At 69.6% G+C, this 22,812-nt stretch carries 21 protein-coding genes; 10 read left to right on the top strand and 11 right to left on the bottom strand.

Annotated features, from left to right (window positions below):
* Positions 1-13: 13 nt before the first annotated feature.
* The 4 genes from C2868_RS06065 to C2868_RS06050 form a co-directional block, all read right to left on the bottom strand.
* Positions 14-1,759, bottom strand: a complete 1,746-nt coding sequence (locus C2868_RS06065; RefSeq protein ID WP_100811350.1) for an AarF/ABC1/UbiB kinase family protein — start codon at positions 1,757-1,759, stop codon at positions 14-16.
* Positions 1,760-1,863: 104 nt separating this feature from the next.
* Entirely contained in the window at positions 1,864-2,469 is a 606-nt protein-coding gene (locus tag C2868_RS06060; RefSeq protein WP_100810910.1) for a PadR family transcriptional regulator, read from the bottom strand.
* Between the two features lie 226 nt (positions 2,470-2,695).
* On the bottom strand, positions 2,696-3,247 hold the full coding sequence (locus tag C2868_RS06055; RefSeq protein WP_100810911.1) for a UGSC family (seleno)protein: 552 nt from the start codon (positions 3,245-3,247) through the stop codon (positions 2,696-2,698).
* 46 nt (positions 3,248-3,293) lie between these two features.
* A complete protein-coding gene (locus C2868_RS06050; RefSeq protein ID WP_157813913.1) occupies positions 3,294-4,634 on the bottom strand; it encodes a Bcr/CflA family efflux MFS transporter in 1,341 nt (446 codons plus the stop codon).
* Positions 4,635-4,758: 124 nt separating this feature from the next.
* Between C2868_RS06050 and C2868_RS06045 the strand changes: the two genes are divergently transcribed.
* Both C2868_RS06045 and C2868_RS06040 read left to right on the top strand, forming a co-directional pair.
* Positions 4,759-6,474, top strand: coding sequence for a dihydroxy-acid dehydratase (locus tag C2868_RS06045; protein ID WP_100810913.1), 1,716 nt, complete (start codon positions 4,759-4,761; stop codon positions 6,472-6,474).
* Complete coding sequence (locus C2868_RS06040) at positions 6,471-7,853, top strand: FAD-dependent oxidoreductase (protein ID WP_100810914.1); 1,383 nt, start codon at positions 6,471-6,473, stop codon at positions 7,851-7,853. The genes C2868_RS06045 and C2868_RS06040 overlap by 4 nt, the downstream gene beginning before the upstream one ends.
* A 21-nt stretch (positions 7,854-7,874) precedes the next feature.
* On the opposite strand, the gene C2868_RS06035 is transcribed toward C2868_RS06040, so the two are convergent.
* The 5 genes from C2868_RS06035 to C2868_RS06015 form a co-directional block, all read right to left on the bottom strand.
* Positions 7,875-8,672, bottom strand: a complete 798-nt coding sequence (locus tag C2868_RS06035; protein ID WP_181003370.1) for an IclR family transcriptional regulator C-terminal domain-containing protein — start codon at positions 8,670-8,672, stop codon at positions 7,875-7,877.
* A gap of 110 nt (positions 8,673-8,782) precedes the next feature.
* Positions 8,783-9,622 (bottom strand): ABC transporter ATP-binding protein, encoded by an 840-nt coding sequence (locus C2868_RS06030; protein WP_100810916.1) that lies wholly within the window; start codon positions 9,620-9,622, stop codon positions 8,783-8,785.
* A complete protein-coding gene (locus C2868_RS06025; RefSeq protein ID WP_232711183.1) occupies positions 9,612-10,397 on the bottom strand; it encodes an ABC transporter permease in 786 nt (261 codons plus the stop codon). Before C2868_RS06025 ends, C2868_RS06030 begins: the two co-directional genes overlap by 11 nt.
* Positions 10,394-11,233: an ABC transporter permease gene (locus C2868_RS06020; protein ID WP_100810917.1), complete on the bottom strand. Its 840-nt coding sequence runs from the start codon at positions 11,231-11,233 to the stop codon at positions 10,394-10,396. The genes C2868_RS06025 and C2868_RS06020 overlap by 4 nt, the downstream gene beginning before the upstream one ends.
* Positions 11,234-11,364: 131 nt before the next feature.
* The gene (locus tag C2868_RS06015; protein ID WP_157813914.1) at positions 11,365-12,375 is read right to left on the bottom strand and encodes an ABC transporter substrate-binding protein; all 1,011 of its coding nucleotides are present in this window, start codon (positions 12,373-12,375) and stop codon (positions 11,365-11,367) included.
* Between the two features lie 268 nt (positions 12,376-12,643).
* On the opposite strand from C2868_RS06015, the gene C2868_RS06010 reads away from it, so the two are divergent.
* Positions 12,644-13,804, top strand: a complete 1,161-nt coding sequence (locus C2868_RS06010; RefSeq protein WP_219811464.1) for an NDMA-dependent alcohol dehydrogenase — start codon at positions 12,644-12,646, stop codon at positions 13,802-13,804.
* On the top strand, positions 13,801-15,261 hold the full coding sequence (locus C2868_RS06005) for an aldehyde dehydrogenase (protein WP_100810919.1): 1,461 nt from the start codon (positions 13,801-13,803) through the stop codon (positions 15,259-15,261). Before C2868_RS06010 ends, C2868_RS06005 begins: the two co-directional genes overlap by 4 nt.
* A gap of 27 nt (positions 15,262-15,288) precedes the next feature.
* Here C2868_RS06005 and C2868_RS06000 read toward each other — a convergent pair whose 3' ends face one another.
* Both C2868_RS06000 and mftR read right to left on the bottom strand, forming a co-directional pair.
* A complete protein-coding gene (locus C2868_RS06000; protein WP_100810920.1) occupies positions 15,289-16,923 on the bottom strand; it encodes a GMC family oxidoreductase N-terminal domain-containing protein in 1,635 nt (544 codons plus the stop codon).
* A complete protein-coding gene (gene mftR, locus C2868_RS05995; RefSeq protein WP_100810921.1) occupies positions 16,920-17,528 on the bottom strand; it encodes a mycofactocin system transcriptional regulator in 609 nt (202 codons plus the stop codon). Before mftR ends, C2868_RS06000 begins: the two co-directional genes overlap by 4 nt.
* Before the next feature lie 103 nt (positions 17,529-17,631).
* Between mftR and mftA the strand changes: the two genes are divergently transcribed.
* Genes mftA through mftF form a run of 6 tightly spaced genes read left to right on the top strand, consistent with a single transcriptional unit; the run spans position 17,632 to position 22,771 of the window.
* Entirely contained in the window at positions 17,632-17,733 is a 102-nt protein-coding gene (mftA, locus tag C2868_RS05990; protein WP_100810922.1) for a mycofactocin precursor MftA, read from the top strand.
* A 1-nt stretch (position 17,734) separates the two neighbouring features.
* A complete protein-coding gene (gene mftB, locus C2868_RS05985) occupies positions 17,735-18,019 on the top strand; it encodes a mycofactocin biosynthesis chaperone MftB (protein WP_100810923.1) in 285 nt (94 codons plus the stop codon).
* Entirely contained in the window at positions 18,016-19,278 is a 1,263-nt protein-coding gene (gene mftC / locus C2868_RS05980) for a mycofactocin radical SAM maturase (protein ID WP_100810924.1), read from the top strand. Before mftB ends, mftC begins: the two co-directional genes overlap by 4 nt.
* A 46-nt stretch (positions 19,279-19,324) precedes the next feature.
* Positions 19,325-20,515, top strand: coding sequence for a pre-mycofactocin synthase MftD (gene mftD / locus C2868_RS05975; protein ID WP_100810925.1), 1,191 nt, complete (start codon positions 19,325-19,327; stop codon positions 20,513-20,515).
* Complete coding sequence (gene mftE / locus C2868_RS05970) at positions 20,515-21,354, top strand: mycofactocin biosynthesis peptidyl-dipeptidase MftE (protein ID WP_103663083.1); 840 nt, start codon at positions 20,515-20,517, stop codon at positions 21,352-21,354. The genes mftD and mftE overlap by 1 nt, the downstream gene beginning before the upstream one ends.
* Positions 21,347-22,771, top strand: a complete 1,425-nt coding sequence (mftF, locus tag C2868_RS05965) for a mycofactocin biosynthesis glycosyltransferase MftF (RefSeq protein ID WP_100810927.1) — start codon at positions 21,347-21,349, stop codon at positions 22,769-22,771. The genes mftE and mftF overlap by 8 nt, the downstream gene beginning before the upstream one ends.
* The last annotated feature ends 41 nt before the right edge of the window (positions 22,772-22,812 follow it).

Below are 22,812 nucleotides of genomic sequence, written 5' to 3'. Positions count from 1 at the left end.
GGGTGACGCAGCCTCAGCCCTGCCCGGGCCCGCGCCGCATCCCGGCGAACAACGCGTGCAGGAGGGGCAGCGCCGACACCGACATCAGAACCGTGCCGAACAGCGGATCCTCCGGCCGCAGCACGGCCCCGCCGATGAACAACCCGGCGAACAGCACCGCCGAGACGACCCGGCGCACGGTCCGCTCGAGCCGCGCGATCCGGCGATCGAGCCGCGGGGTGTCGACCGCGATCTCGCCGTCCTGGATCCGGGTGACGAGCTCGTCCACGCGACGCGGCAGCCGCACCGCCAGCGCCGCGATCGACAGCGCCTCCTTGCCCACGGCCTGGGCGATGTTGCCGCGTTCATCGCGCAGCAGCTGAGCGGCGTAGGGCTCGACCGAGTCCCACAGGTTGAACGCCGGGTTGAGTCCGCTGCAGACGCCCGAGGTGAGGGACGAGGCGCGGATGATCAGCAGGAAGTTCTCGGGCAGCTGGAACGGCAGCGACCGCACCACATCGCCGAACTGGATCGCGAAGTCGCGGAACTCGCGCGGATCGACCTCCTGCAGCTCGGCGAAGCCCATGCCGCCGAACCGCGCGAACAGGGCGGTCATCGCCCGCTCGAGCTCGCCGGTGTCGGCCGAGGGCAGCAGCACCCCCACCTCGCGGATCGCGTCGACCAGCCCGCGCCCGTCGCGCGAGGCCACGGCGATGAGCAGCTGGCGCATCCCGCGGCGAAGCCCGGGCGGAACCTCGCCCATCATCCCGAAGTCGATGAACGTGAAGCGCCAGGCGGGCGACGAGGGAACCGAACCGGATCCGTCGACCCCGGCAGCCGACCCCGCCACGACGCCCGCTCCCCCGGCGCCGGAGCCCGAGGCATCCGGCAGCAACGTCACGAAGACGTTGCCGGGGTGCGGATCGGCGTGGAAGAAGCCGTGGTCGAAGAGCTGGTCGAACATGACCGACGCGAACTCGCGGGCGACCTCGTCGGGGTCGACACCGACGGCGCGGAGTCCGTCGTAGTCGTTGATCTTGATCGCGGTGACGTCCTGCAGGGTCAGGACCCGACGGGTCGAGCGCTCCCACACCACCTCGGGCACGGCTACGCGCGGGTCGCCCTCGAAGTCGCGCGCGAATCGCTCGGCGTTGCCCGCCTCGTGGACGTAGTCGATCTCTTCCAGACTGGTGACCGCGAACTCTTCGACGAGCGCCGGGGCGTTCACGCGGGTGTAGACGAGGCGGATGCGGCTGAGCCATCCGCCGACCTTGCGCAGCGCCGCGAGGTCCACGTCGACGATCTGCTGGATGCCGGGCCGTTGAACCTTGACCACGACGGCATCGAGCCCGGTCTCGGCGGCGTCGGTGGCCGACAGCCGGGCGCGGTGCGCCTGGCCGAGGGATGCCGCGGCCACCGGGGTCTCCTCGAACCACGAGAAGGCCCGGTCGAGCGGCATGCCGAGTTCGGCCTCGGCAGCGGAGCGGATGTGGGCGAACGGCACCGGGGGCACCTCGTCCTGCAGCCCCTCGAGCTCTTTCGTGATCTCGGGCGGCAGGACGTCCAGGCGCGAGGACATGAACTGTCCGACCTTGATCATCAGGCCACCGAGGTCGACGGCCAGCCCGTGAAAGGCGCGTGCGAATCGCTTCATGCGCGCGTTGCGCGTGCGCACCGCGATGCGGGTCAGGCCGATGCGGGGCAGGACGAGTTCGAACCACCACGTCTGAACGAGGAAGCGCGCGGCGAACCGCAGAATGCGCCGGTAGCGGGAGCGCATGGCTCCGGCATCGTACGCAGCGGCCTTGTTGACGACCCTGCCGCTCTCTGCACCTCGAACCAACACTGCTCCCTCGTGACGCCTTCGCGCCGAGGGCACTCCGGTCAGTCCTGGGCGAGGATCGAGTAGAGCTTACGGCGCGCGTCTTCGAGCACGACGACCGCCTGCTGCACCTGCTCGGTCGTGCCCGTGCGCGCGACCTGAGCGGCGGCCTGCGCCAGCTCGACTCCGGCCTTGGGCAGAGCCGTCGCGCGCCCGCTGCTCTCGCGGCCGCCGGTTCCGGTGCCGGATGCCTGCCACGGCGCCGGACGCTCGCCCGCGGCATCAGCCTCGGCGCGACCCGCCTCGGTGAGAGCGTAGGTCTTGCGGCCGTTGGCCTCTTCCGCGGTGACGAGTCCCTCGTCGGTGAGGAGCTGCAGGGTCGGGTAGACCGAGCCGGGGCTCGGCTTCCAGCTGCCCCCGCTGCGCTCTTCGATCTCGTGGATGATCTGGTAGCCGTGCATCGGGCTCTCGGCGAGCAGGGCGATGACCGCCGCACGCACGTCGCCGCGGCCCATGCGGGCTCCGCCGCGGGGCATGACGCGCCGCTCGAACTCCTCGCGCAGCTGCTCCATCGCGTCCCAGATCCCCGCGCCGGTCTTGCCGAAGCCGGATCCGAGACCCGAGCCGCCGCCGAATCCGAAGCCGTTCGTTCCGAATGAATCGCTCATGATGACCTCCGTGCGGTGTCCATTGCCGCCTATCCAACGATAGTCAACGATATGTCGCTGAGGGCGGTTTCGATACCCAGATGCCTGTGAACTCACTGATCGTCTGCCACAGCTCGTGGCGCCCGACCGCACGCTCACCTGTCACGAAACGCTGCATCCGAGGTCCGGATCGAGCGTTTTGCGACAGGTGAGCGCGAAGGCCGGGGGGGGTGCGGCGGACTCTGGCTCAGGCCATCTCGGTGACGCCGAGGATCCGGAGGGCGTCGGGCACGGCCTGGTCGGCGCGACCGCGGATGTGCTCGGTGTCGAGGCTCGCGACGGGGTGTTGCACCATGACGAACTGGAAGCCCGGGAATCCCTGGACCTCGGCCATCGCACGCCCCGACATCGCGAACGAGTCGGAGGTGATGCTCACGGTCGGGATGCCCGCACGCTCGAACATGATGCCGTCGGCCACGGTCGCGGCGCTGCACGACCCGCAGTCGCCCACGGCCGTGATGACGATGTCGACCTCCGACACGATCTGCTGGAACAGTTCGTCCTTGACCGGCGTGCCGAAGTAGTCCTTGACGTAGTGCTTGACCTCGCCGATGCCGTAGTCGCGCTTGAGGTCGGCGGCGATCTCGTCGAGCAACAGCGTCGAGTTGGGCTTGGTGTTGTCGAGCAGTCCGACCGTCAACCCCTTCAGGGTCACGGGGCGCGGCGACAGGGTGCCGTCATCGGCACCCTCGGCTGCCCCGGTCGGGTCGAGGAGCGCTTCGCGGGTCGAGGTGGTCATCCGGTTCCTCCGTAGGTCTCGGCGATCCGCCATCGGTCGCCGCGTTCTACGGTGCCGCGCCAGCTCCCGGCAGCGCAGGGGGATTTTCATCTGCCGGAAAGGCACGCGGGGCTCGCCCCTCGTGGAATCGACCGAACATGCTCGCGGCCAGGCTCAGCGTGAAGCATCCGAGCATCCCGAGCGTCATCGGGAGTGCCGTATCCGGGCCCGCGAGCCCGCCGATGGGAGCCGCCAAGGCACCGAGCGCGAACTGCACGCAACCCATGAGCGCGGCGCCGGACCCGGCCGAGAACGACACCCGGCCGAGCGTCAGGGTCGTCGCATTCGCCATCACACCGGCGACCGCCGCGCAGCTCACGACGATCAGCACGGCGTAGACGGGCACGGTGAGGGACTCCGTCGCGGTGATCACCACGAGCGCCGCGGCTGTGACGATCGCGACCCCGAGGTCTACCGTCAGCATCCGCCGCGGGCCATACCGGGCCGAGAGCGGCGCGTTGGCCCATCCGCCCGCGAAGACCGACAGCCCGTACGCCGTGAAGATGAGCCAGAAGCCCCAGGGGCTCAGGCCCAGCACGTCCTGCGCGACGAAGGATGTCGCGTTGACGTAGACGGTGAGCCCCGCGAACACGAACGCCATCGTGAGGGCGAAGCCCACGTAGGCGGGGTCGCGAAACAACCGACCGTAGGCGCCGACCATCGATCCGAGCCGAAACGGGGCGCGCCGCGCGGCGGCCAGGCTCTCGGGGATCGCCACGACCGCGAGGACGAGGTATCCGACGCTCGCGACCACCGTGCCGACGAGGATCGCGTGCCATCCCGAGACCTGCAGCAGCACGGTTCCCGAGAGCGACGCGAGCAGCGGCCCCACCGCCAGCGTGCCGATCAGGATGCTGTAGGCCCGAGAGACCTGCGCGCCCACGCCGACATCCGAGACGATGGCGCGGACGATCACGACGCTCGCCGCCGCCCCGAGCCCCTGCAACGCCCGCCCGACGATCATCACCTCGAGCGTCGGGGCGGCCGCGACGAACGCGCTCGCGGCGGTGAGCACGACGAACGAGAGCACGAGCACGCGGCGCCGACCCAGGCTGTCGGAGAGCGCGCCGACGACGAGCTGGCCGACCGCGACGCCGAGGAAGAATGCCGTCAGCGCGAGCTGGATGCCGACGATGTTCGTGCCGAGGTCGTCGGCCATGATGCCGAGGGCCGGCAGGTACATGTTGGCGACGATCGGGTTGAGAGTCATCAGGACGCAGAGCACGACGAGCAGTCCGGGAGTCAGGCGCGGTCCCCCGCCGCTCGCGCTCCCATCACCATCGCCGTCACCATCGCCGTCACCATTGCCGTCACCGTGACCTCTGCCGAGTCGGTCGGTCGTGCCCATCCGCGCACCTCCTCGTCGCGCCATCAATTTACGCATTGCGACCTATCGTCCGCAATGCGTACACTCGAAGGCGTCGCATCCGTCCGGCCATGCCCGGACGCCCCACCGCGACGAGAGGACAACGATGCCCGCACTACGCAGCAACCTGCCACCGACGTCAGCGCTCGCGATCGCTCGCCGCGCGCACTACACGGCCCTCGGAATCCCCAAAGCCGACTGGGAGAAGCCGAAGGTCGCGATCGTCAACACCTCGTCCGACCTCGCCGCGTGCTTCTCGCACCTGGACGAGGTCGCCGCGCGACTCAAGCACGAGCTGCGCGATGCGGGCCTGCTCCCGTTCGAGATCCGCACGACGGCGCCGAGCGACTTCGTCACGAGCGCGGGACGGGCGGGACGCTACATCCTGCCGAGCCGCGACCTGATCGTCGACGACATCGAGGCCGCCGTCGAGGGAGCGAAGCTCGACGCGATGATCTGCCTCTCGTCGTGCGACAAGACGACACCGGGGCACCTCATGGCGGCCGGTCGGCTCGACATCCCGACGATCATCATCCCCTGCGGCTACCAGCACTCCGGCCTCGCCGAGGGGCGCACGGCCGACATCGAAGAGATCTTCCTGCACGCGTCCAAGGCCGCCGTGACCGGCGAGTCGACGGACGACCTCGAACTGCTCGCCGAGGACGCCATCCTCAGTCCCGGCGTGTGTGCGGGCCTCGCCACCGCCAACTCGATGCACATCCTCGCCGAGGCGCTGGGGATGGCGATGCCCGGATCGGCGCCCGTCCGCGCGCTGAGCGAGCCGATGTGGGACACGGTTCGCCGCTCGGCCCATGCCCTCGCCGCACTCATCGAGAGCGACATCCGCCCGCGCCAGATCATCACCGAGGGCTCGGTACGCAACGCGGTGCGCACGATGCTCGCCATCGGCGGCTCGATGAACACCATCAAGCACCTGCAGGCGATCGCCATCGAATCCGGCCTCGACGTCGACGTCTGGGAGATGTTCCGCCAGCTCGGACGCGAGACGCCGCTGCTCTGCTCGGTGCGCCCCAACGGCCCGCGCATCACGGAGGAGTTCGAGGATGCCGGGGGCGGCGCGACGATCATCCGCGAACTCCTCCCCCTGCTCGACGGCGATCAACTCACGGTGACCGGCGCGACCCTCGCCCAGAAGGCGGCGCTCGCGAAGCCCGCCGACGGAGACGTCATCCGGTCGATCGACGATCCCTTCGGAACCGACCCCGCAATCAGCGTCCTCAAGGGCACTCTGGCCCCGGGCGGTGCCGTCGCCAAGCGGCCCGTGCCGGACCCCGGGCCGCACACCTTCCGCGGACCCGCGCGCATCTTCGGAACGCGCGAAGAGGCCATCGCGGCCATCTCGAGCGGACGCCTGCGCGAGGGCGATGTCGCGGTGATCCGCGGTATCGGCGTCACCGGTGCGCCCGGTCTCGGCCTGACCTCGGCGTTCATCTTCGCCCTGCACGCGCGCGGGCTCGCCCACAGCGTCGCCCTGGTGACCGACGGGCAGTTCTCGGGGCTCGTCAACCAGGGCATGACCGTCGGCGAGGTGTCGCCCGAAGCGGCCGCACCGGGCTCCCCCCTCGGCCGCGTCCGCGACGACGACCTCATCGAGATCGACGTCAAGAAGGGAACCGTCGACCTGCTCGTCGACGAGGCCGAGCTCGCCGCCCGGCCGGACTACGTTCCGCCCGTCGATCGCGACACCGGCCACGGGTACCTCGACCAGTACGAGGCACTCGTCCAGCCCCTGTCGTGCGGCGCCGTGCTGTGCGCGCGCCCCTGTTCCACGAACCCCTCCACCGTCAAGGAGACAGCATGACCACCTCCCCCACGCACCAGCGGACGATCCGCGAGCCCGAGCGCGACATCCCCGTGATCGGCGAGTATGACGTCGTCGTCGTCGGCGGTGGCCCCGCCGGTCTCATGGCCGCGACCGCCGCGTCGCGTGCGGGCCGATCGACCCTGCTGATCGAGAAGTACGGATTCCTCGGCGGCGCCGGCACGATGGGCGGCCTCGCGACCTTCTGCGGCATGCACGCGCGCGCGTACGGCACGGACTTCCAGTCCGTGCACGGGTTCGCCGACGAGCTCCTCGACCGGATGCGCGTCATGGACGGCCTGAACGACGTGCATCTCTCGGTCGACAACCGCATCCAGGCCCTGTCGTACGACATCTCGGCACTCAAGATCGCCGCTGACGAGCTCGTGATCGCCGGCGGCGCGGAGCTGCTTTTCCACACATCCGTGGTCGATGTCGTGATGCGCGACGAGAAGACGATCGACGCCGTCATCGTCGAGTCGAAGTCGGGGCGTGCGGCCGTCCGCGGCAGGTTCTTCATCGACGGATCCGGCGACGGCGACCTGGCCGCCTGGTCGGGCGCTCCGTTCGAGGTGAGCGAGCACCTGATGTACCCCTCGCTCATGTTCCGCATCAACGGCGTGCACCCGGAAGAGGCCGGCGAGGCCTGGAAGACCGTGCGCCGCCTCATGGAAGAGGCCGAGGCCGCGGGAACGCACCACTTCCCGCGCAAGAAGCCGATCGTGCGTCCGCAGCGCAACCCGCTCGAGTGGCGCTCGAACCTCACGCAGCTCTCGAACGAGGACGGCTCCGCCATCGACGGCACGGACGTCGACCAGCTGACCCGTGGCGAGCTGCAGGGACGCCAGCAGGTCAAGGACACGTTCGCTTTCATCAAGCAGGTCACACCCGGATTCCAGGACTCGTACGTCGTCGACATCGCCCCGTCCATCGGCATCCGTGAGACGCGTCGCATCGTCGGCGCCTACCAGCTGACGCAGGAGGACGTGCTCGAGTGCCGTGACTTCGACGACACGATCGGCGTGAACGGATGGCCCGTCGAGGCGCATGTCGTCGGCGATGTGGTCTTCAAATTCGCCCCGGTCGAATCCCGCGGGTACAACCAGCTCCCCTACCGGATGATCGTGCCGCAGGTCGTCGGCAACCTCTTCGTCGCGGGACGCGCGGCATCGATGACGCAGGGCGGACAGTCGTCCGGTCGCGTGACGGGCCCGTGCTGGGTCATGGGTCAGGCGGCGGGGACGGCGGCCGACCTCGCGCTGTCCGGCGACGGCACCGCGACGGGAGTCGACGTACCGACGCTGCAGCAGCGCCTCGAGTCCGACGGCGCGTACCTCGGCACGCGCCTGCCCGAGGGCATCACCGTCCCCGTGCCCTGAGCCCGGGGTCGAGCCGAGGGGTCAGCGGCCGCCCGTCCGGAACAGCTGCGGGTTGGCGTTGCGATAGGCGCTGGCGATGTCGGCGGCCGTCGCGAAGAGCACGGGGATGATCACGTCACGCAGGCTCTCCACGGTCTCGCGGACCGTCGTGGACGAGACGGCGAGCCCGCCCACGGCATTGCCGTCGATCACGATGGGCACGGCCGCCGCGACCTGTCCGGGGTGCAACTCCTCCATCGAGATGTCGTACTGGTTCGCACGCACCTCGTCGAGGCGCGCACGCAGGCTCGCCGCATCCGTGACCGTCGCCGGTGTGTGGACCTCGAGCGGGGCGGTCGCGAGCACACCGTCCAGCTCGTCATCCGACAGGCGCGCGAGCAGCACCTTGCCGATCGCGGTCGCGTGCGCGGGCAACCTGTTGCCGATGCGGATGGAATCGGGCAGCGGGCGCCGGTCCTCGACACGGGCGACGTGGATCACGTCCATGCCGTCGAGCACGCCGATGCTGCACGTCTCTCCCGTGCGCTCGACCAGGTCCATCATGTACCCGTACGAGATCTCGGGCAGTGATGACGAGGCGAAATACCCCGAGCCGAGCTCCAGGATGCGCGGCGTCAGACTCCACAGTCCGCCCGCCGACTCGGCGTACCCCAGGTGAGCGAACGTCAGCAGGATGCGCCGGACGACCGGCCGCGCGAGGTCGACGCGCGCCGCGATGTCGGCGACGCTGAGCGGCCCCTGGCGGTCGTTGAAGGCGCGTAGCACCTCCACCCCACGTTCGATGCTCTGGATACGATCGCGCGATCTCTCGTCCAACATGTCTGCCCCTTCGCCGCGTGGACGCTCTGCGTCCACCGGGACCATCCTAGAGATAGGGGGCATCCATCCGTTGCGCAACGAGGTCGCGTCGCGCGTGTCATCCACGCGGTTCAGGCAACGGTCCGTACCGTCTCGGTGTCGCCCGTGTAGGTCTTGGCCTTCTGGATCTGCTCGTACACGTGATGCCGCAGCTCGACGAATCTCGCGTCCGATCGCGTCTCGAGCTGATCGCGCTCGGCCGGCAGGTCGATGGCGAGGTCCTCGAGGATGACGGTCGGCGAGGACGAGAGGACGATGACGCGCTCACCGAGGTAGACCGATTCGTCGATGTCATGCGTGACGAAGAGCACCGTGAGCCCGAGCTTGGCCCACACCGAACGCACGAGGTCCTCGAGGTCCGCACGCGTCTGCGCATCGACCGCCGCGAACGGCTCGTCCATGAGCAGCACCTCGGGCTGATAGGCCACGGCGCGTGCGATGGCGACGCGCTGCTGCATTCCTCCCGAGAGCTGCCACGGGTACGACTTGGGCACGTGCGCGAGACCGACCGCCTCGAGGGCCTCGGCGACGCGCGCCTTGCGCTCGTCACGCCCGACGCCCGCCACCTTGAGCGGTAGTTCGACGTTCTCGGCGACACGCATCCAGGGGTAGAGCGAGCGCCCGTACTCCTGGAAGACGAGGGCCATGTTGCGTGGCGGCCCATCCACGACCTTGCCGTCCAGCACGACCTGACCCTTCGTCGGAGCCATGAGTCCCGAGATGACCTTGAGGAGCGTCGTCTTGCCCGAACCGGACGGCCCGACCAGGCACGCGAATTCGCCCCTGCGCAGGTCGAAGGTGAGGTCACGGACCGCCTCGACGCCCCGACCTCCGGTGGTCGAGTAGATCTTCTGGATTCCCTGGACCGAGAGAAGTACGGGAGCCTCGGCCCCCTTCACGTCAGCGCTCACTGGTTTCCACCTCTCGTTGTCCGTAATACCAAGCCAGCACTCGCCGCTCGATCACCCGGAAGATGAAGGCGAGCAGGATGCCGATGAAGCCGATGATGAAGATTCCGGCCCACATGGGCCCGGTCTGGAAGGTCTGCTTGAACAGCATGATCTGGTATCCGAGCCCATCGAGGGCCGCGTACAGCTCCGAGACGACCATCAGGATGATGGCGATCGGCAGCGCGAGTCGGATGCCCGTCATGATGCGGGGCATCGATGCGGGAAGCACGAAGTAGCGCAGCCGCGACCAGCCGCGCAACCCATACGTGCGCGTCGTGTCGCCGAGCACCTGGTCGACCGAGCGGACCCCGTCGATCGTGTTCAGCAGGACGGGCCAGAGGCAGCCGAGGAAGATCAGGAAGATCTTCGAGCGGTCATCGATGCCGATCACCAGAAGCAGCACGGGCAGGAGCACCGGCGGCGGCACGGCGCGGATGAACTCGAAGAGCGGTCCCGTGAGCTTGCGCGCGAAACGGCTCATACCGACGAGGATGCCGAGCAGCACGCCGACGACGATCGCTCCGCCGAGTCCGACACCGAGACGGTAGAGCGACGGCACGACCTGCTCGACGAGCAGCGGGCCCGCCCACACGGTGACCAGGTCGTTGACGATGTTGACGGGTTTGGGAACGAAGGGGTTGGTCTCGTTGAGCGTGCCGAGCCACCAGAGCACGATGATGATGATCGGCAGAGCCAGCGCCATGAAGACGCGTCGTGTGACGGTGCGTGCGTTCACGGGATGACCTCCCCCCGAACGGACGGATGCCAGGCGAGCACGGAGTTCTCCAGCTGCCGCAACACGAGGTTGATGACGAGGCCGAGAACACCGGCGAGGAGGGCGAGGGCGTAGACCACGGGAGCGTTGCCGGCCGACTGGTACTGCGCGATCATCTGACCGATTCCGGGGGCTTGGACGACGATCTCGATCGTGATGGCGACGACCAGGGCGATGGTGCCGGAGAGACGCACGCCGGTCATGAGGTACGGCAGCAGGGTGGGCCAGACGACGTAACGGGCGCGGGCGAACCGTCCGAAACCGTAGCTCCGCGCGGTCGACGCGGCGACCGGGTCGACATCGCTGACGCCGTAGATGACGTGGATGAGGATGACCCAGAAACACGCCCACACGACGATCGCGATCGTCGCCGTGGGCCGCACTCCGAAGATCACGATGGCGATAGGGATCAGACCGACCGACGGAATGGGCCGGAGGAACTCGACCGTGGAGTGCGTGAACTCGCGCACCCACCGATTCGATCCGATCACGAGGCCCGCGGCGATTCCGAGAACGAGTGAGATGGCGAGTCCGACGCTCCAGCCGAGCATCGTGTTGCCGAGGGCCGTCCAGAACTGCGCGCGATACTGCTCGCCGAAGACGACCTCCACGACCGTCACCGCCACTTCGCTGAAGGGCGGCAGGTAGGTCGAATTGACCAGTTCGAGCCGGGACGCGAACTCCCAGACCGCGATGAACGCGAGGATCCCGAGGAGTCCGAGAATCGGTGTCGAGATCCGTGTCTGACTGAACGCTATGCGGGTAGTGCGTTCCGCGGGCGCCGCACGTGTCGGCATGCGCATCCTCCGTGAGGGTGTGGTGGTCGGTGGGCTGACCAGTGCGGGTCCGTGCCCCCGGAGCATCCGGGAGCCACGGACCCGCACTGTCAGCGATGAAGCGCCGTCAGCGCGCGAGCGCCGTCAGCAGGTCAGGGAACCCAGACGAGCTCTTCCAGGTCGACCTTGTTCTTGACGTAGCCGAGTTCGTACGACCAGTCGGCGATGGCCTGAAGGTTGTCCACCGTCAGCGGGAGCTTGCCGTACGAGCCGAGACGGATGCGGGCGGCGAGTTCGGGGTCGATCTTGGTGAACTCGGCGATGTTCTCGCGCAGCTCCTCGTCGTTCTCGAGCGCGTAGGCGTTCGCCTCGTCGATGGTGGCGGCGACCTTCGCGTAGTAGTCGGGGCGCTCCTCGACATCGCTGCGGAGGGCGTACCAGACACCCGCGACGACCGCGCTGTCCGAGAGCGCGGTGAACGGGTTCGCGAGGGTGCGGAATCCGTTCTGCTCCCGGCCGAGGGTGCCGAACGGCTCACCGGCGACGAATGCATCGATCGCGCCGCTCGCGAGCGCGGCCGGCTGGTCGGGCACGCCCATCTGCACGTAGTTGACCTTGCTCGGGTCTCCGCCGTCGTCCGTGATCGCGATGTCGGCGAGCAGCTGCGTGTAACCACCAGGCGCGTTGACCGCGACGGTCTTGCCCTCGAGGTCCTTCGCGGACTTCAGCGGGCTGTCTGCCGTGACGAGGAGGTCGTTGATGCCGTTCTCGGGGTCATCGGGCGTCGCGCTCGCGGCGGCGATGATCACGAGGTCGACACCGTTCTCGACCGCCTGGAACACGCCGGTCGAGCCGCCGTAGCCGATCTGCACCTGGCCGGACTGCATGGCCTGGATGATCTCGGTCGACGATCCGGCGGGCTGCAGGGTCAGGTCGAAACCGGCTTCTTCGAAGACGCCGTTCTGCTGCGCCATGTAGACGGGGCCGATGTCGGTGACGGGGATGACGCCCGCGACGAGCGGCTGAATCTCGGCCGGTGCGTCGCTGGTGCCGGCGCTGCTGCCGCCGCCCGCGTCGGTCTGGGCGCCGCACGCGGCGAGGCCGAGAACGGCGAGGACGCTGACCCCCAGGGTGAGGGGTGTTCGGGTGCGTAGGGACTTCATTACTGCCTCCATTGCCAGTCGGGTTGCTCCGTGCGCCACTGCGCGGAGCCCGGGCCCGGGGTGAATGCACTCCGTCCGGTATGGCCGCGCAGGTCGATTTCGACGTTGCCCGACGATGGCGATGGTGTCACACCGACGGGGGTCATTTCAACACATTGCGTACTTCTGTACGCACAGTGGTGCACTGAGGCCGTTTCGAGCTATCGTTGTCGCGACGCCCCACGTCGGTTCGAACGTGCGGCACACCCCCTGTTTCAAAGGAGAAACCATGCCGATTCGCACGCGTGCGGCCGTCGTTCGAGAGCAGCCCGGCCCGTTCGAGGTCATGGATGTCTTGCTCGACGACCCTCGTCAGGGAGAGATCCGCGTCAAGATGGCCATGAGCGGGCTCTGTCACTCCGATTACCACCTCGTCACGGGCGACAGCGAGGCCGGGCATCTCCCCATGGTCGGCGGACACGAGGGCACCGGGATCGTCGAAGCCGTCGGACCGAACACGCCCGACTGGTCGGTCGGCGACAAGGTCGTGTTCTCGTTCATCGCCAGCTGCGGCAAGTGTCGCTGGTGCAACGAGGGGATGACGAACCTCTGCCAGCTCGGCGCGTTCCTGATGCGCGGAAGCCGTTTCACCGACACCGAGAGCTTCCGGTTCTCGCTCGAGGACGGCACGCCGGTCGGCCAGATGTGCGGACTCGGCACCTTCGCCGAGCACACCGTCGTCGACGTCAACTCGGCCGTGAAGCTGCCCGCGGACGCCGACCTCGACAAGGTCTGGCTGCTCGGCTGCGGTGTCGGCACCGGCTGGGGCTCGGCGGTCTACGCCGCCGACGTCAGCCCGGGCGACGTCGTGATCGTGATGGGTGTCGGCGGCGTCGGCATCCACGCGGTCCAGGGCGCCTCGCACGCCGGGGCTCTGGCCGTCATCGCGGTCGACCCGGTCGAACTCAAACGTCAGAAGGCCCTCGAGGTCGGCGCCACACACGCGTTCGACAACATCGCCGACGCCGCCGAGTTCGCCCGCAGCATCACCGACTGGCAGGGCGCCGACAGCGCGATCATCACGGTCGGGAGTCTGCGCGGCCAGGACGTCGCCGATGCGTTCTACGCGATCCGCAAGGCGGGCACCGTCGTCGTCACGGCGATCGCCCCCAGCTCCGAGATCAGCATCCCGATCTCGCCGCTCGACATCACGCGCTTCCAGAAGCGCATCCAGGGCGCGATCTACGGCGCGAGCAACCCGCGCGCCGACATCCCCCGCCAGTACGCGATGTACAAGACCGGGCAGCTGAAGCTCGATGAGCTGATCTCGGCGACCTACGCGCTCGATGACATCGGGCAGGGGTACATCGACCTGCTCGAAGGCCGCAACATGCGCGGCGGTATCGCGCACCCCACATCCGACACGACGCGCACCACGGAGGAATCATGACGACCACGATCACCCCGACAGCTCGCTCCGTCTCGCGCGACAGCATCTTCGCGGGCGGCGAGTGGGTCTCGCCCGCCACCACCGCCGAGCTCGTCATCGAGAGCCCGATCGACCTGAGCGAGGTCGGGCGGGCTCCCGACGCGATCGCCGCCGACGTCGACCGCGCCGTCCGCGCGGCACGCGAGGCGTTCGACCACGGCCCGTGGCCGCGTCTGACCGGAGCGGAACGCGCGGACTGGATCGACAAGCTGGCCGACGAGATGGAGCGTCGCGGGCTCGACACCGCCGCGCTCATCACCGCCGAAATCGGTCAGCCGATCTCGGTTTCGCGGCCGTGGGCGAGCGTGCGGCCGATCACGCACCTGCGCTACTACGCCCAGGTCGCGCGCACCCCGGACCTCGAAGAAGAAGAACGTCCCAATATCTACGGCACGGGCAACTCCATCGTGCGGCACGAACCCCTGGGCGTTGCGGCGCTGATCGTGCCATGGAACCACCCGCAGGCCGCGCTGACGCTCAAACTCGGCCCGGCGCTCGCCGCGGGGTGCACGGTGGTCATCAAACCGGCCGCCGAGACCGCGCTCGACGTCTTCGCATTCGCCGAGGCGAGCCTCGCGATCGGCATGCCGCCGGGAGTCATCAACATCGTCCCGGGCGGGCGCGAGACCGGGCAGGCCCTCGTCGCGCATCCCGGCATCGACAAGATCAGCTTCACCGGCTCGGCCGAGGCGGGGCGTCAGATCGCGTCCGCGGGCGGTCAGCGGCTGATCCCCGTGACGCTCGAACTCGGGGGCAAGTCCGCGGCGATCGTCCTCGAATCGGCCGACCTCGACGCGACCTTCGCCAGCCTGCGGCACGCCATCTTCGACAACAGCGGCCAGGTCTGCGCCATGATGTCGCGGGTGCTGGCACCGGCCGGCATCTACGACGAGGTGCACGACCGGCTCGTCGCTCTCGCGAGCGATCTCACGGTCGGCGACCCCTGGGACGAGAACACCGAGCTCGGGCCCCTCGTCTCACAGCGCATTCACCAGCGCGTCTCGGGCATGGTCGATCGAGCCCGGGCCGCCGGAGCGACGGTCGTGACGGGCGGCCAGTCGCTGCCGAGCTCCGGCTACTTCTACGCACCGACCGTCATCACCGGCGCGGCAGAGGACAGCGAGATCGTGCAGGAGGAGGTCTTCGGGCCGGTCGTGACGCTCCTTCCGTACAGCGACGTCGACGACGCCGTGCGCATCGCCAACGATTCGCACTACGGCCTCGCCGGCGCCGTGTACGGGGCCGACGACGAGGTCCTCGGTGTCGCCCGGCGGGTCCGCACGGGCTCCATCGGGCTGAACGGTTACCGCCCCGACTTCAACACCCCTTACGGCGGTTACAAGGATTCGGGCCTCGGCCGCGAGTTCGGCGCACAGGCGGTGCGCAACTACCAAGAGGTCAAGTCGATCTGGCGTTAGTCGGGTCGCCGGGTTCGCCGCGCGCCGTCAGTCACCGCGCGCGATGAACTCGGCGATCCGTTCGCCGATCAGGACGGCGGTCGCCGCGGGTCCCCGCGACGGCACCGTGGGCAGGATGGATGTGTCCGCCACCCGCAATCCCGGCACGCCGTGCACGCGCCCGTGCCCGTCGACGACGGCGCCCGGCGCGCCCGCCGGCCCCAGAGGTGCGCTTCCGCACATGTGGATCGCCGTACCGAGGTGGCCGCGCGCCCAGGCGTCGAGGCGGTCGTCGTCGCCGAGCGTCGCGTCGTCGAGCTCGGTCAGCCGGTCGACGAGGGGCGCAAGGGCATCCGAGCGCAACAGCCCCACGGCCACCCGCAGCCCCTCGCGCATGCGGGCCCGGTCTCCGGGCGTCTCGAGATAGCGGTAGTCGATGCGGGGCCCGACATCGGGATCCGCACTGGCCAGGCGGATCGTGCCCCGTCCCTCGGGCTGCTGCAGGGCGACGATCAGTTGCAGGTCGTCGCGATGCGCCAGTTGCGAAGCCATCCGTCGGGCCGAAACACCGAACAGGGCGCGGAGCGTTCGCCACGGATGCCGCAGGGCCGCCCACGCTCCGCTGCCGAGCGGATGCGCCGAACCTGTCAGCAGGTAGCCGAGCGACTTCACCGACAGCAGGATCTCGAGATCCGCACGACCGGTCCCGGCGGTCGAGGCGAAATTGAGGGAGGCGGGGAAAGCGACCCGATCCCTCGGGCTGCCGAGGGGCGTTCGCGGGCGCCATCCGACCGCGATGTCGGGGTGGTCCGAGAACGCGACACCGACGGGCAGGTCCGCGACCACCGAGATGCCGACGCTCTCGAGCTGAGCGCGCGGTCCGATCCCCGAGAGCAGCAGCAGGTGCGGGCTCGCGATGCCGCCCGCGGCCAGCACGACCTCGCGTGCGCGGAGGCGTTCGCCGCCCGCGAGTTCGACGCCGATCGCCCGCCCCCGCTCGATCAGCACCCGAGCGACGCGCGCATCGCCGCGCACCTCGAGATTCGGGCGGTCGAAGACGGGCTGCAGGTAGGCGATGCCGGTGTTCCAGCGTCTGCCGCGGTGGAGATTGGAGGGGACGGGGCCGACGCCGGGCGGGCCGGGCACGTTCTTGTCGGGTTCGTCGGGGTAGCCGCTGTCGATCGCCGCCGCATGGAAGGCGGCGCCCAGCCGATCGGTCAGAGTCGAGCGCTCGATGGGGATCGGCCCGGAATCACCGTGGCGCGGGTCGCCGCCGAAAGCGTGATCGTGCTCGAGCCGACGCATCGCGGGCAGGACGGCCTCGTAGCTCCAGTCGGGTCCGCCCGCCTCGGCCCACGCGGCGAAATCGTCGGGCGTCGCGCGCACGAAGTACGCGCCGTTGAGGGCGGTGGAACCGCCCAGGATCCGTCCGCGCGCAACGAGATAGGGCAACTGGGGGGTGAGATGGCCGAGGTACGCCCAGTTGTACGGGTAGCCCGGCATCGCCCCCTGAACCGTGGACGCATCGAGGAGTTCGGGTGGGTAATCACGCGGGGTGCGGGGCACGGGGCCCGCCTCGAGCACCAGCACCCGTCGCGCCGGGTCTTCGCTCAGTCGGGCGGCCAGCGGCGCTCCCGCCCCGCCCGAGCCGACGACGATGACGTCGACCTCGGGCCCGGTCATCCTGCCGTCCGCTTCGCCGGCGGTTCGAACGAGGCTTCCAGGTGGCGGAAGGCGCGATCGATCAGCACCAGCAGGTCTTCGCCGTCGTGGTGCAGCCACTCCTGATACGCCGAGAGGCACAGGCCGAGGCACGCCCATGCAACCGCCTGCGGTTCGAGATCGTTCACGTCGCCGCCGATGCGGCGTGCGACGTACTCGGCGACCGCGGTACGCCAGTCCCGGTAGCGCAGCGAGGCATGCGCGACGAGCGCGGGCACCTCGAGCAGGAGGTGCATCCGTTCACGGTGCAGCGCGATCTGCTCGGGTGGAAAGCGGTTGAACTCGATGATCGCCTCGCGCAGCGCTTCCATGATCGGAAGGTCCGGTCGCAGATCGCTGAGGTGGGCACGCATGATCGCGAGCAGGGCGTCGAAATCACCCCACGGCAGATCGTTCTTCGAGGGGAAGTAGCGGAACAGCGTGCGGCGACCGATCCCCGCGGCGGCGGCGATGTCATCGACGGTCGTCTCTTCGTAGCCGCGCTCGAGGAACAGCTCGAGCGCGATCGCGCTGAGCTCTCCGTGCGTCGTTGCCGGAGCGCGACCGATTCGTGAGGATATCGTCACGGCGTGTTTGTTCGCCTTCTGTCTTCCATTCGGCACTCGGTGCCATTAGAGTCGAGCGTACCGCGCACGGCGAAGGAGCCGTGGCGTTGTGAAGGAGCATCCCATGGATCCGCAAACCGTGAAGCCCGCCACGTCGAACGACGCCGTCGAAGCCGACAGTCTCGTCGAGGAAGTGTCCATCGACGGCATGTGCGGCGTGTACTGACGTGTTCGACCCCGATGCGGGGTGGAGTCTGAGCGAACAGGTCTCGGTGCGTCCGGAGCCGTTCGGCGCTCTGCTCTACCATTTCGGCACGCGCAAGCTGTCGTTCCTGAAGGACCGCACGCTGCTGAGCATCGTCACATCTCTGTCCGACTCCCCCAGCGCACGCGCCGCGTGCGACGCGGTCGGGGTCGCCGACGAAGATCGACCACGCTATTTCCGGGCTCTCGGCACCCTCGCCGACTCCCGCATGATCGAACGACGACGTCTCGAGGAGCACGCCGCATGAGCATCACACTGGATCCGCCCCGCGCCGCGGCACCGCGTCCGGAACGCCTCGTCGATCTGTTCGAGCGCGGACTCGATGCGCCGATCTGCCTCACGTGGGAGCTCACCTACGCGTGCAACCTCTCGTGCGTGCACTGCCTGTCGAGTTCGGGCCGACGCGACCCGCGCGAGCTCTCGACCGACGAGTGCAAGGCCGTCATCGACGAGCTCGAGCGGATGCAGGTCTTCTACGTCAACATCGGCGGCGGCGAGCCGACCGTGCGATCGGACTTCTGGGAGCTGCTCGACTACGCCACCCGGCACCACGTCGGCGTGAAGTTCTCGACGAACGGCGTGAAGCTCACGCCGGACCGCGCCGCACTGCTGGCCGCGAACGACTACGTCGACGTGCAGATCTCGCTCGACGGCGCGACCCCCGAGGTCAACGACGACATCCGCGGCCCCGGCTCGTACCAGACCGCGATCACGGCGATGCGGAACCTACGCGACGCCGGCATGAAGAACTTCAAGCTCTCGGTCGTGTGCACGCGCACCAACATCCCGCAGCTCGATGAGTTCAAGAGGATCGCCGACGAGTACGGCGCGCAGCTGCGCCTGACGCGCCTGCGTCCCTCGGGCCGCGGCGCCGACGTCTGGGACGAGCTGCACCCCACACAGGAGCAGCAGCGCGAGCTCTACACCTGGCTGCTCGCGCACGCCGATGAGGTGCTCACCGGCGACTCGTTCTTCCACCTCTCCGCGTACGGCGAGTCCCTCCCCGGGCTCAACCTGTGCGGCGCGGGCCGCGTGGTCTGCCTGATCGACCCGATCGGCGACGTCTACGCGTGCCCGTTCGCGATCCACGACGACTTCCTGGCCGGCAACGTGCGCACGCCCGGCGGTTTCACCGATGTCTGGCGCGAGTCCGCGTTGTTCCAGGAGCTGCGGGCACCGCAGACCGGCGGAGCCTGCGCGTCCTGCGCATTCTTCGACACGTGCAAGGGCGGATGCATGGCGGCGAAGTTCTTCACGGGTCTGCCGCTCGACGGACCCGACCCCGAGTGCGTCCAGGGCTACGGCGAAGAGCTGCTCGCGGCTCGGAACGATCCCGCGGGCTCCCCGCGCCCGAGCGGCGATCACTCGCACCGCACGTCGCCCCCGCGACCGCGATCCGCCAAGCCTGTTCCGCTCACGCTGCGCCGCCGCGACGACATCGAAGCGATGCCCGTGAGCGCGTGTGCCGCGAGCCCGCTCGCCGGATTCGTGCCGCCGACGGCCTGAGTCGGCGCACCACCCTTCCGCGACACCCCCCCTTCAGGAGACGAATATGGCCAATCCCTGGTTCGAGTCGGTTGCCGAGGCGCAACGGCGCGCGAAGAAGCGTCTACCCGCGCCCGTCTACGGTGCGCTGATCGCGGGCTCGGAGCGCGGGCTGTCGTACAAGGACAACATGGCGGCCTTCGGCGAGCTCGCCTTCGCACCGAAGGTCGCGGGGCACCAGGCCGAACGACGGTTGTCGACGAAAGTCCTGGGCATCGATATCGCGATGCCCGTGCTCATCTCTCCCACGGGCGTGCAGGCCGTTCATCCCGATGGCGAGGTCGCGGTCGCCCGCGCGGCGGCGAACCGCGGGATCCCGATCGGTCTGAGCTCGTTCGCGAGCAAGAGCGTCGAGGAGGTCGCGGCCGCGAACGAGAACCTTCTCTACCAGGTCTACTGGCAGGGCACCCGCGACACGATGCTCGAGCGTCTCGACCGGGCGCGTGCGGCCGGAGCGAAGGCACTCATCGCGACGCTCGACTGGTCGTTCTCGCACGGCCGCGACTGGGGCAGCCCCGAGATCCCCGAGAAGCTGACGCTGCGCGCGGCGGCTCGCTTCGCTCCGCACGCGCTCGTCCGGCCGCAGTGGCTGGCAGATTTCCTGCGCTCCGGCCGCGTCCCCGACCTGACGGCCCCGAACCTGGCCGTCGGATCGGGGAAGGCACCGACCTTCTTCGGCGCGTACGGCGAGTGGATGATGACGCCGCCGCCCAGCTGGGAAGACGTCGCCTGGCTTCGCGAGCAGTGGGGCGGACCGTTCCTGTTGAAGGGCGTCTCGCGCATAGATGATGCGCTCCGCGCCGTGGACGCCGGCGTCTCGGCGATCTCGGTTTCGAACCACGGTGGCAACAACCTCGACTCCACCCCCGCACCGATCCGGATGCTCCCGGGTATCGCGGAGGCGGTCGGTTCGCAGATCGAGGTGCTTCTCGATGGCGGCGTGCGCCGTGGCGGCGACGTGGCAAAGGCCCTCGCGCTCGGCGCCGACGCGGTCATGATCGGCCGGGCATACCTGTGGGGGCTCGCGGCGAACGGGCAGGCGGGTGTCGAGAACGTGCTCGACATCCTGCGCGGCGGGCTGGACTCGGCCGTGCTCGGTCTGGGTCACTCCTCGATCGACGAGTTGAGCCGCGCCGACCTCTGGATTCCGCCGAGCTTCGAACGTCGGCTGGGGGTTCCGTCGACCCCGACCAGCTGATGCCCGCCGACCCCCAACGAGACGACTCCCCTCGGCGCGGCACCCGCGACCCGGACGAACACGCGCTCGACGCGCACCCGCTGGATGATGCGGTGCGCCTCGTCGACCGAACGTGGCCGACGGTCGGGGCACCGCTCGTGCTCGTGCCGCTCGGTGCCACCGAGCAGCACGGGCCGCACCTGCCGCTCGACGTCGACGCGACCATCGCGGTCACGATCGCCGACACGCTCGCCGCACGCGTGCGCGACAGCGGGGACGACGCCGTCGTCGCACCCGCGATCGCCTACGGCTCGAGCGGCGAGCACCAGGGCTTTGCCGGGACGATGTCGATCGGCACGGCGGCCCTGCAGTTCCTGTTGGTCGAGCTCGGCCGGTCGGCGAGCACCTGGGCGCCGCGGCTCGTGTTCGTCAACGCCCACGGCGGCAATCTCGAGGCCCTGATCGCCGCCGTCCGGGTGCTGCGCTCCGAGGGCCGAGACGCCGCGTGGCTGCCCTGCGTGCCGGAGGACGGCGGGTCACACGACGCCCACGCGGGCTACGACGAGACCTCGATGCTCGCCCGGCTCCGCGCCCCCGCCATCCGCGTCGAACGAATCGAGCCCGGTGCCACCGCACCGATCGGCGAGCTCCTCCCCCGTCTCCGCACCGAGGGCGTGCGCGCGGTGTCGCCGAACGGTGTGCTCGGCGACCCCCGAGGGGCATCGTCCGCGGCGGGCGAGCGACTTCTGGCGGCGATCGCCGAAGCGGCATGGCGTCGATTGACGGGCGAACCCACGACCGACGGGCTGCTGGTGGCGCACCCCGCGCCCCGGGGCGAGCAAGGCGGCGCGGATGACTGACCCGACCTTCCCGCCCGACGGCACGGTCGTGCGGCTGAACACCCACACACGGCGCTCACGCCCGACCTCGAGCGGAGCCGGGCGGGTGCTGGTGGGCGGCGCGCCCATCCGTGTCTCGCGCATCAGCGCCGCCGCCGCCGAGCGCCTGGATGGCCGCGACCTCACGGTCGAGGACGAAACGAGCCGAGCACTCGCCCGGTACCTGCACGCGACCGGCATGGGCGAACTCGTCGCGGCCTCCCTCCCCGATGTGTCGCGCGCCCTGCTCACGGTGGTGATCCCCGTACGGGACCGTCCGTCGCAGCTGGCGCGTCTGCTCGCGAGCGTTCCCGAGGGCGTCGCCGAGGTCGTGGTCGTGGACGACGGCTCGCTCCATCCCCCGGACGTTGCGGGAGTGGCCGCGACGCACGGCGCGCGACTGGTCGCCCTGCCCGAGAATCTCGGCCCGGCCGCCGCCCGCAACGCGGGCCTCGCCGTCGTGCAGACGCCGTTCGTCGCCTTCGTCGACTCGGATGTGGTCCTCGACGAAAGCGCGCTCGACACCCTGCTGCGCCATCTCGTCGACCCCGAGGTGGCGCTCGTCGCGCCCGCCGTGCGCGGACTGCGTCGCGAGCACGAGAGTTGGCTCGAAAGGTACGAGGACGCCCGGTCCTCGCTCGATCTGGGTCCGGATGCCTCGACCGTCCGGCCGCGCAGCCGCGTGTCGTGGGTCTCGAGCACGTGCCTCGTCGCCCGCGTTTCGGCGCTCGGGAAAGGATTCGACGCCGAGCTCCGGGTCGGCGAGGACGTCGACCTCGTGTGGCGACTCGTCGGCGCCGGGCATCGGGTGACCTACGACCCGACGGCAATCGTCCGGCACGAGCATCGCGCGACACTCGGGGCCTGGATGCGGCGGAAGTTCGACTACGGCACCGGGGCGTACGGGCTCGGCGTGCGGCACCCCCGCGACATCGCCCCCGTCGCCCTCCCACCCTGGAGCATCGCCCTGCTCGCGACCACGCTCGCACAGCGACGCTGGTCGCTCCCGGTCGGCGTGGGCATCGTCGCGGTTTTCGCCGCGCGGATCGCCCGCAGCATCCCTCACGTCCCGCATCGGCGTCGCCTCGCAGCGCTGCTCGCCGCGCAGGGCACCGTCACGACGCTGGTGCAGGGCTCCGCGCTTCTCGTGCGGCACTGGTGGCCGCTCACGATCGTCCTCGCCCTTTTCTCGCGGCGCGTGCGCCGAGCCGCACTCGTCGCGGCGCTCGCCGATGCGGCCATCGAGTACGTGCGTCTGCGGCCGCGACTCGATCCCGTGCGCTTCACCCTCGCCCGTCGCCTCGATGACATCGCCTACGGTGCGGGTGTCTGGTGGTCGTCGTTGCGGGGACGGTCCGCCGCCGCGCTCCGACCGAGGGTCGTGCGCGGCGGCGAGTAGGCCGACCGAACGCATCCGTCGACGGATGCGCCGCGAAGAAC

Source organism: Microbacterium sp. CJ77 (assembly GCF_002911615.1).
Lineage (GTDB): Bacteria > Actinomycetota > Actinomycetes > Actinomycetales > Microbacteriaceae > Microbacterium.
Note: the sequence above shows the minus strand (reverse complement) of the source record. Positions and strands in the feature narration are given on the sequence as shown.

What these genes read in the sequence shown, in the direction of transcription:
- C2868_RS06065 (WP_100811350.1), bottom strand. Translation starts at nt 1,759, where the DNA reads ATGCGCTCCCGCTACCGGCGCATTCTGCGGTTCGCCGCGCGCTTCCTC.
- C2868_RS06060 (WP_100810910.1), bottom strand. Translation starts at nt 2,469, where the DNA reads ATGAGCGATTCATTCGGAACGAACGGCTTCGGATTCGGCGGCGGCTCG.
- C2868_RS06055 (WP_100810911.1), bottom strand. Translation starts at nt 3,247, where the DNA reads ATGACCACCTCGACCCGCGAAGCGCTCCTCGACCCGACCGGGGCAGCC.
- C2868_RS06050 (WP_157813913.1), bottom strand. Translation starts at nt 4,634, where the DNA reads ATGGGCACGACCGACCGACTCGGCAGAGGTCACGGTGACGGCAATGGT.
- C2868_RS06045 (WP_100810913.1), top strand. Translation starts at nt 4,759, where the DNA reads ATGCCCGCACTACGCAGCAACCTGCCACCGACGTCAGCGCTCGCGATC.
- C2868_RS06040 (WP_100810914.1), top strand. Translation starts at nt 6,471, where the DNA reads ATGACCACCTCCCCCACGCACCAGCGGACGATCCGCGAGCCCGAGCGC.
- C2868_RS06035 (WP_181003370.1), bottom strand. Translation starts at nt 8,672, where the DNA reads ATGTTGGACGAGAGATCGCGCGATCGTATCCAGAGCATCGAACGTGGG.
- C2868_RS06020 (WP_100810917.1), bottom strand. Translation starts at nt 11,233, where the DNA reads ATGCCGACACGTGCGGCGCCCGCGGAACGCACTACCCGCATAGCGTTC.
- C2868_RS06015 (WP_157813914.1), bottom strand. Translation starts at nt 12,375, where the DNA reads ATGAAGTCCCTACGCACCCGAACACCCCTCACCCTGGGGGTCAGCGTC.
- C2868_RS06010 (WP_219811464.1), top strand. Translation starts at nt 12,644, where the DNA reads ATGCCGATTCGCACGCGTGCGGCCGTCGTTCGAGAGCAGCCCGGCCCG.
- C2868_RS06005 (WP_100810919.1), top strand. Translation starts at nt 13,801, where the DNA reads ATGACGACCACGATCACCCCGACAGCTCGCTCCGTCTCGCGCGACAGC.
- C2868_RS06000 (WP_100810920.1), bottom strand. Translation starts at nt 16,923, where the DNA reads ATGACCGGGCCCGAGGTCGACGTCATCGTCGTCGGCTCGGGCGGGGCG.
- mftA (WP_100810922.1), top strand. Translation starts at nt 17,632, where the DNA reads ATGGATCCGCAAACCGTGAAGCCCGCCACGTCGAACGACGCCGTCGAA.
- mftC (WP_100810924.1), top strand. Translation starts at nt 18,016, where the DNA reads ATGAGCATCACACTGGATCCGCCCCGCGCCGCGGCACCGCGTCCGGAA.
- mftD (WP_100810925.1), top strand. Translation starts at nt 19,325, where the DNA reads ATGGCCAATCCCTGGTTCGAGTCGGTTGCCGAGGCGCAACGGCGCGCG.
- mftE (WP_103663083.1), top strand. Translation starts at nt 20,515, where the DNA reads ATGCCCGCCGACCCCCAACGAGACGACTCCCCTCGGCGCGGCACCCGC.
- mftF (WP_100810927.1), top strand. Translation starts at nt 21,347, where the DNA reads ATGACTGACCCGACCTTCCCGCCCGACGGCACGGTCGTGCGGCTGAAC.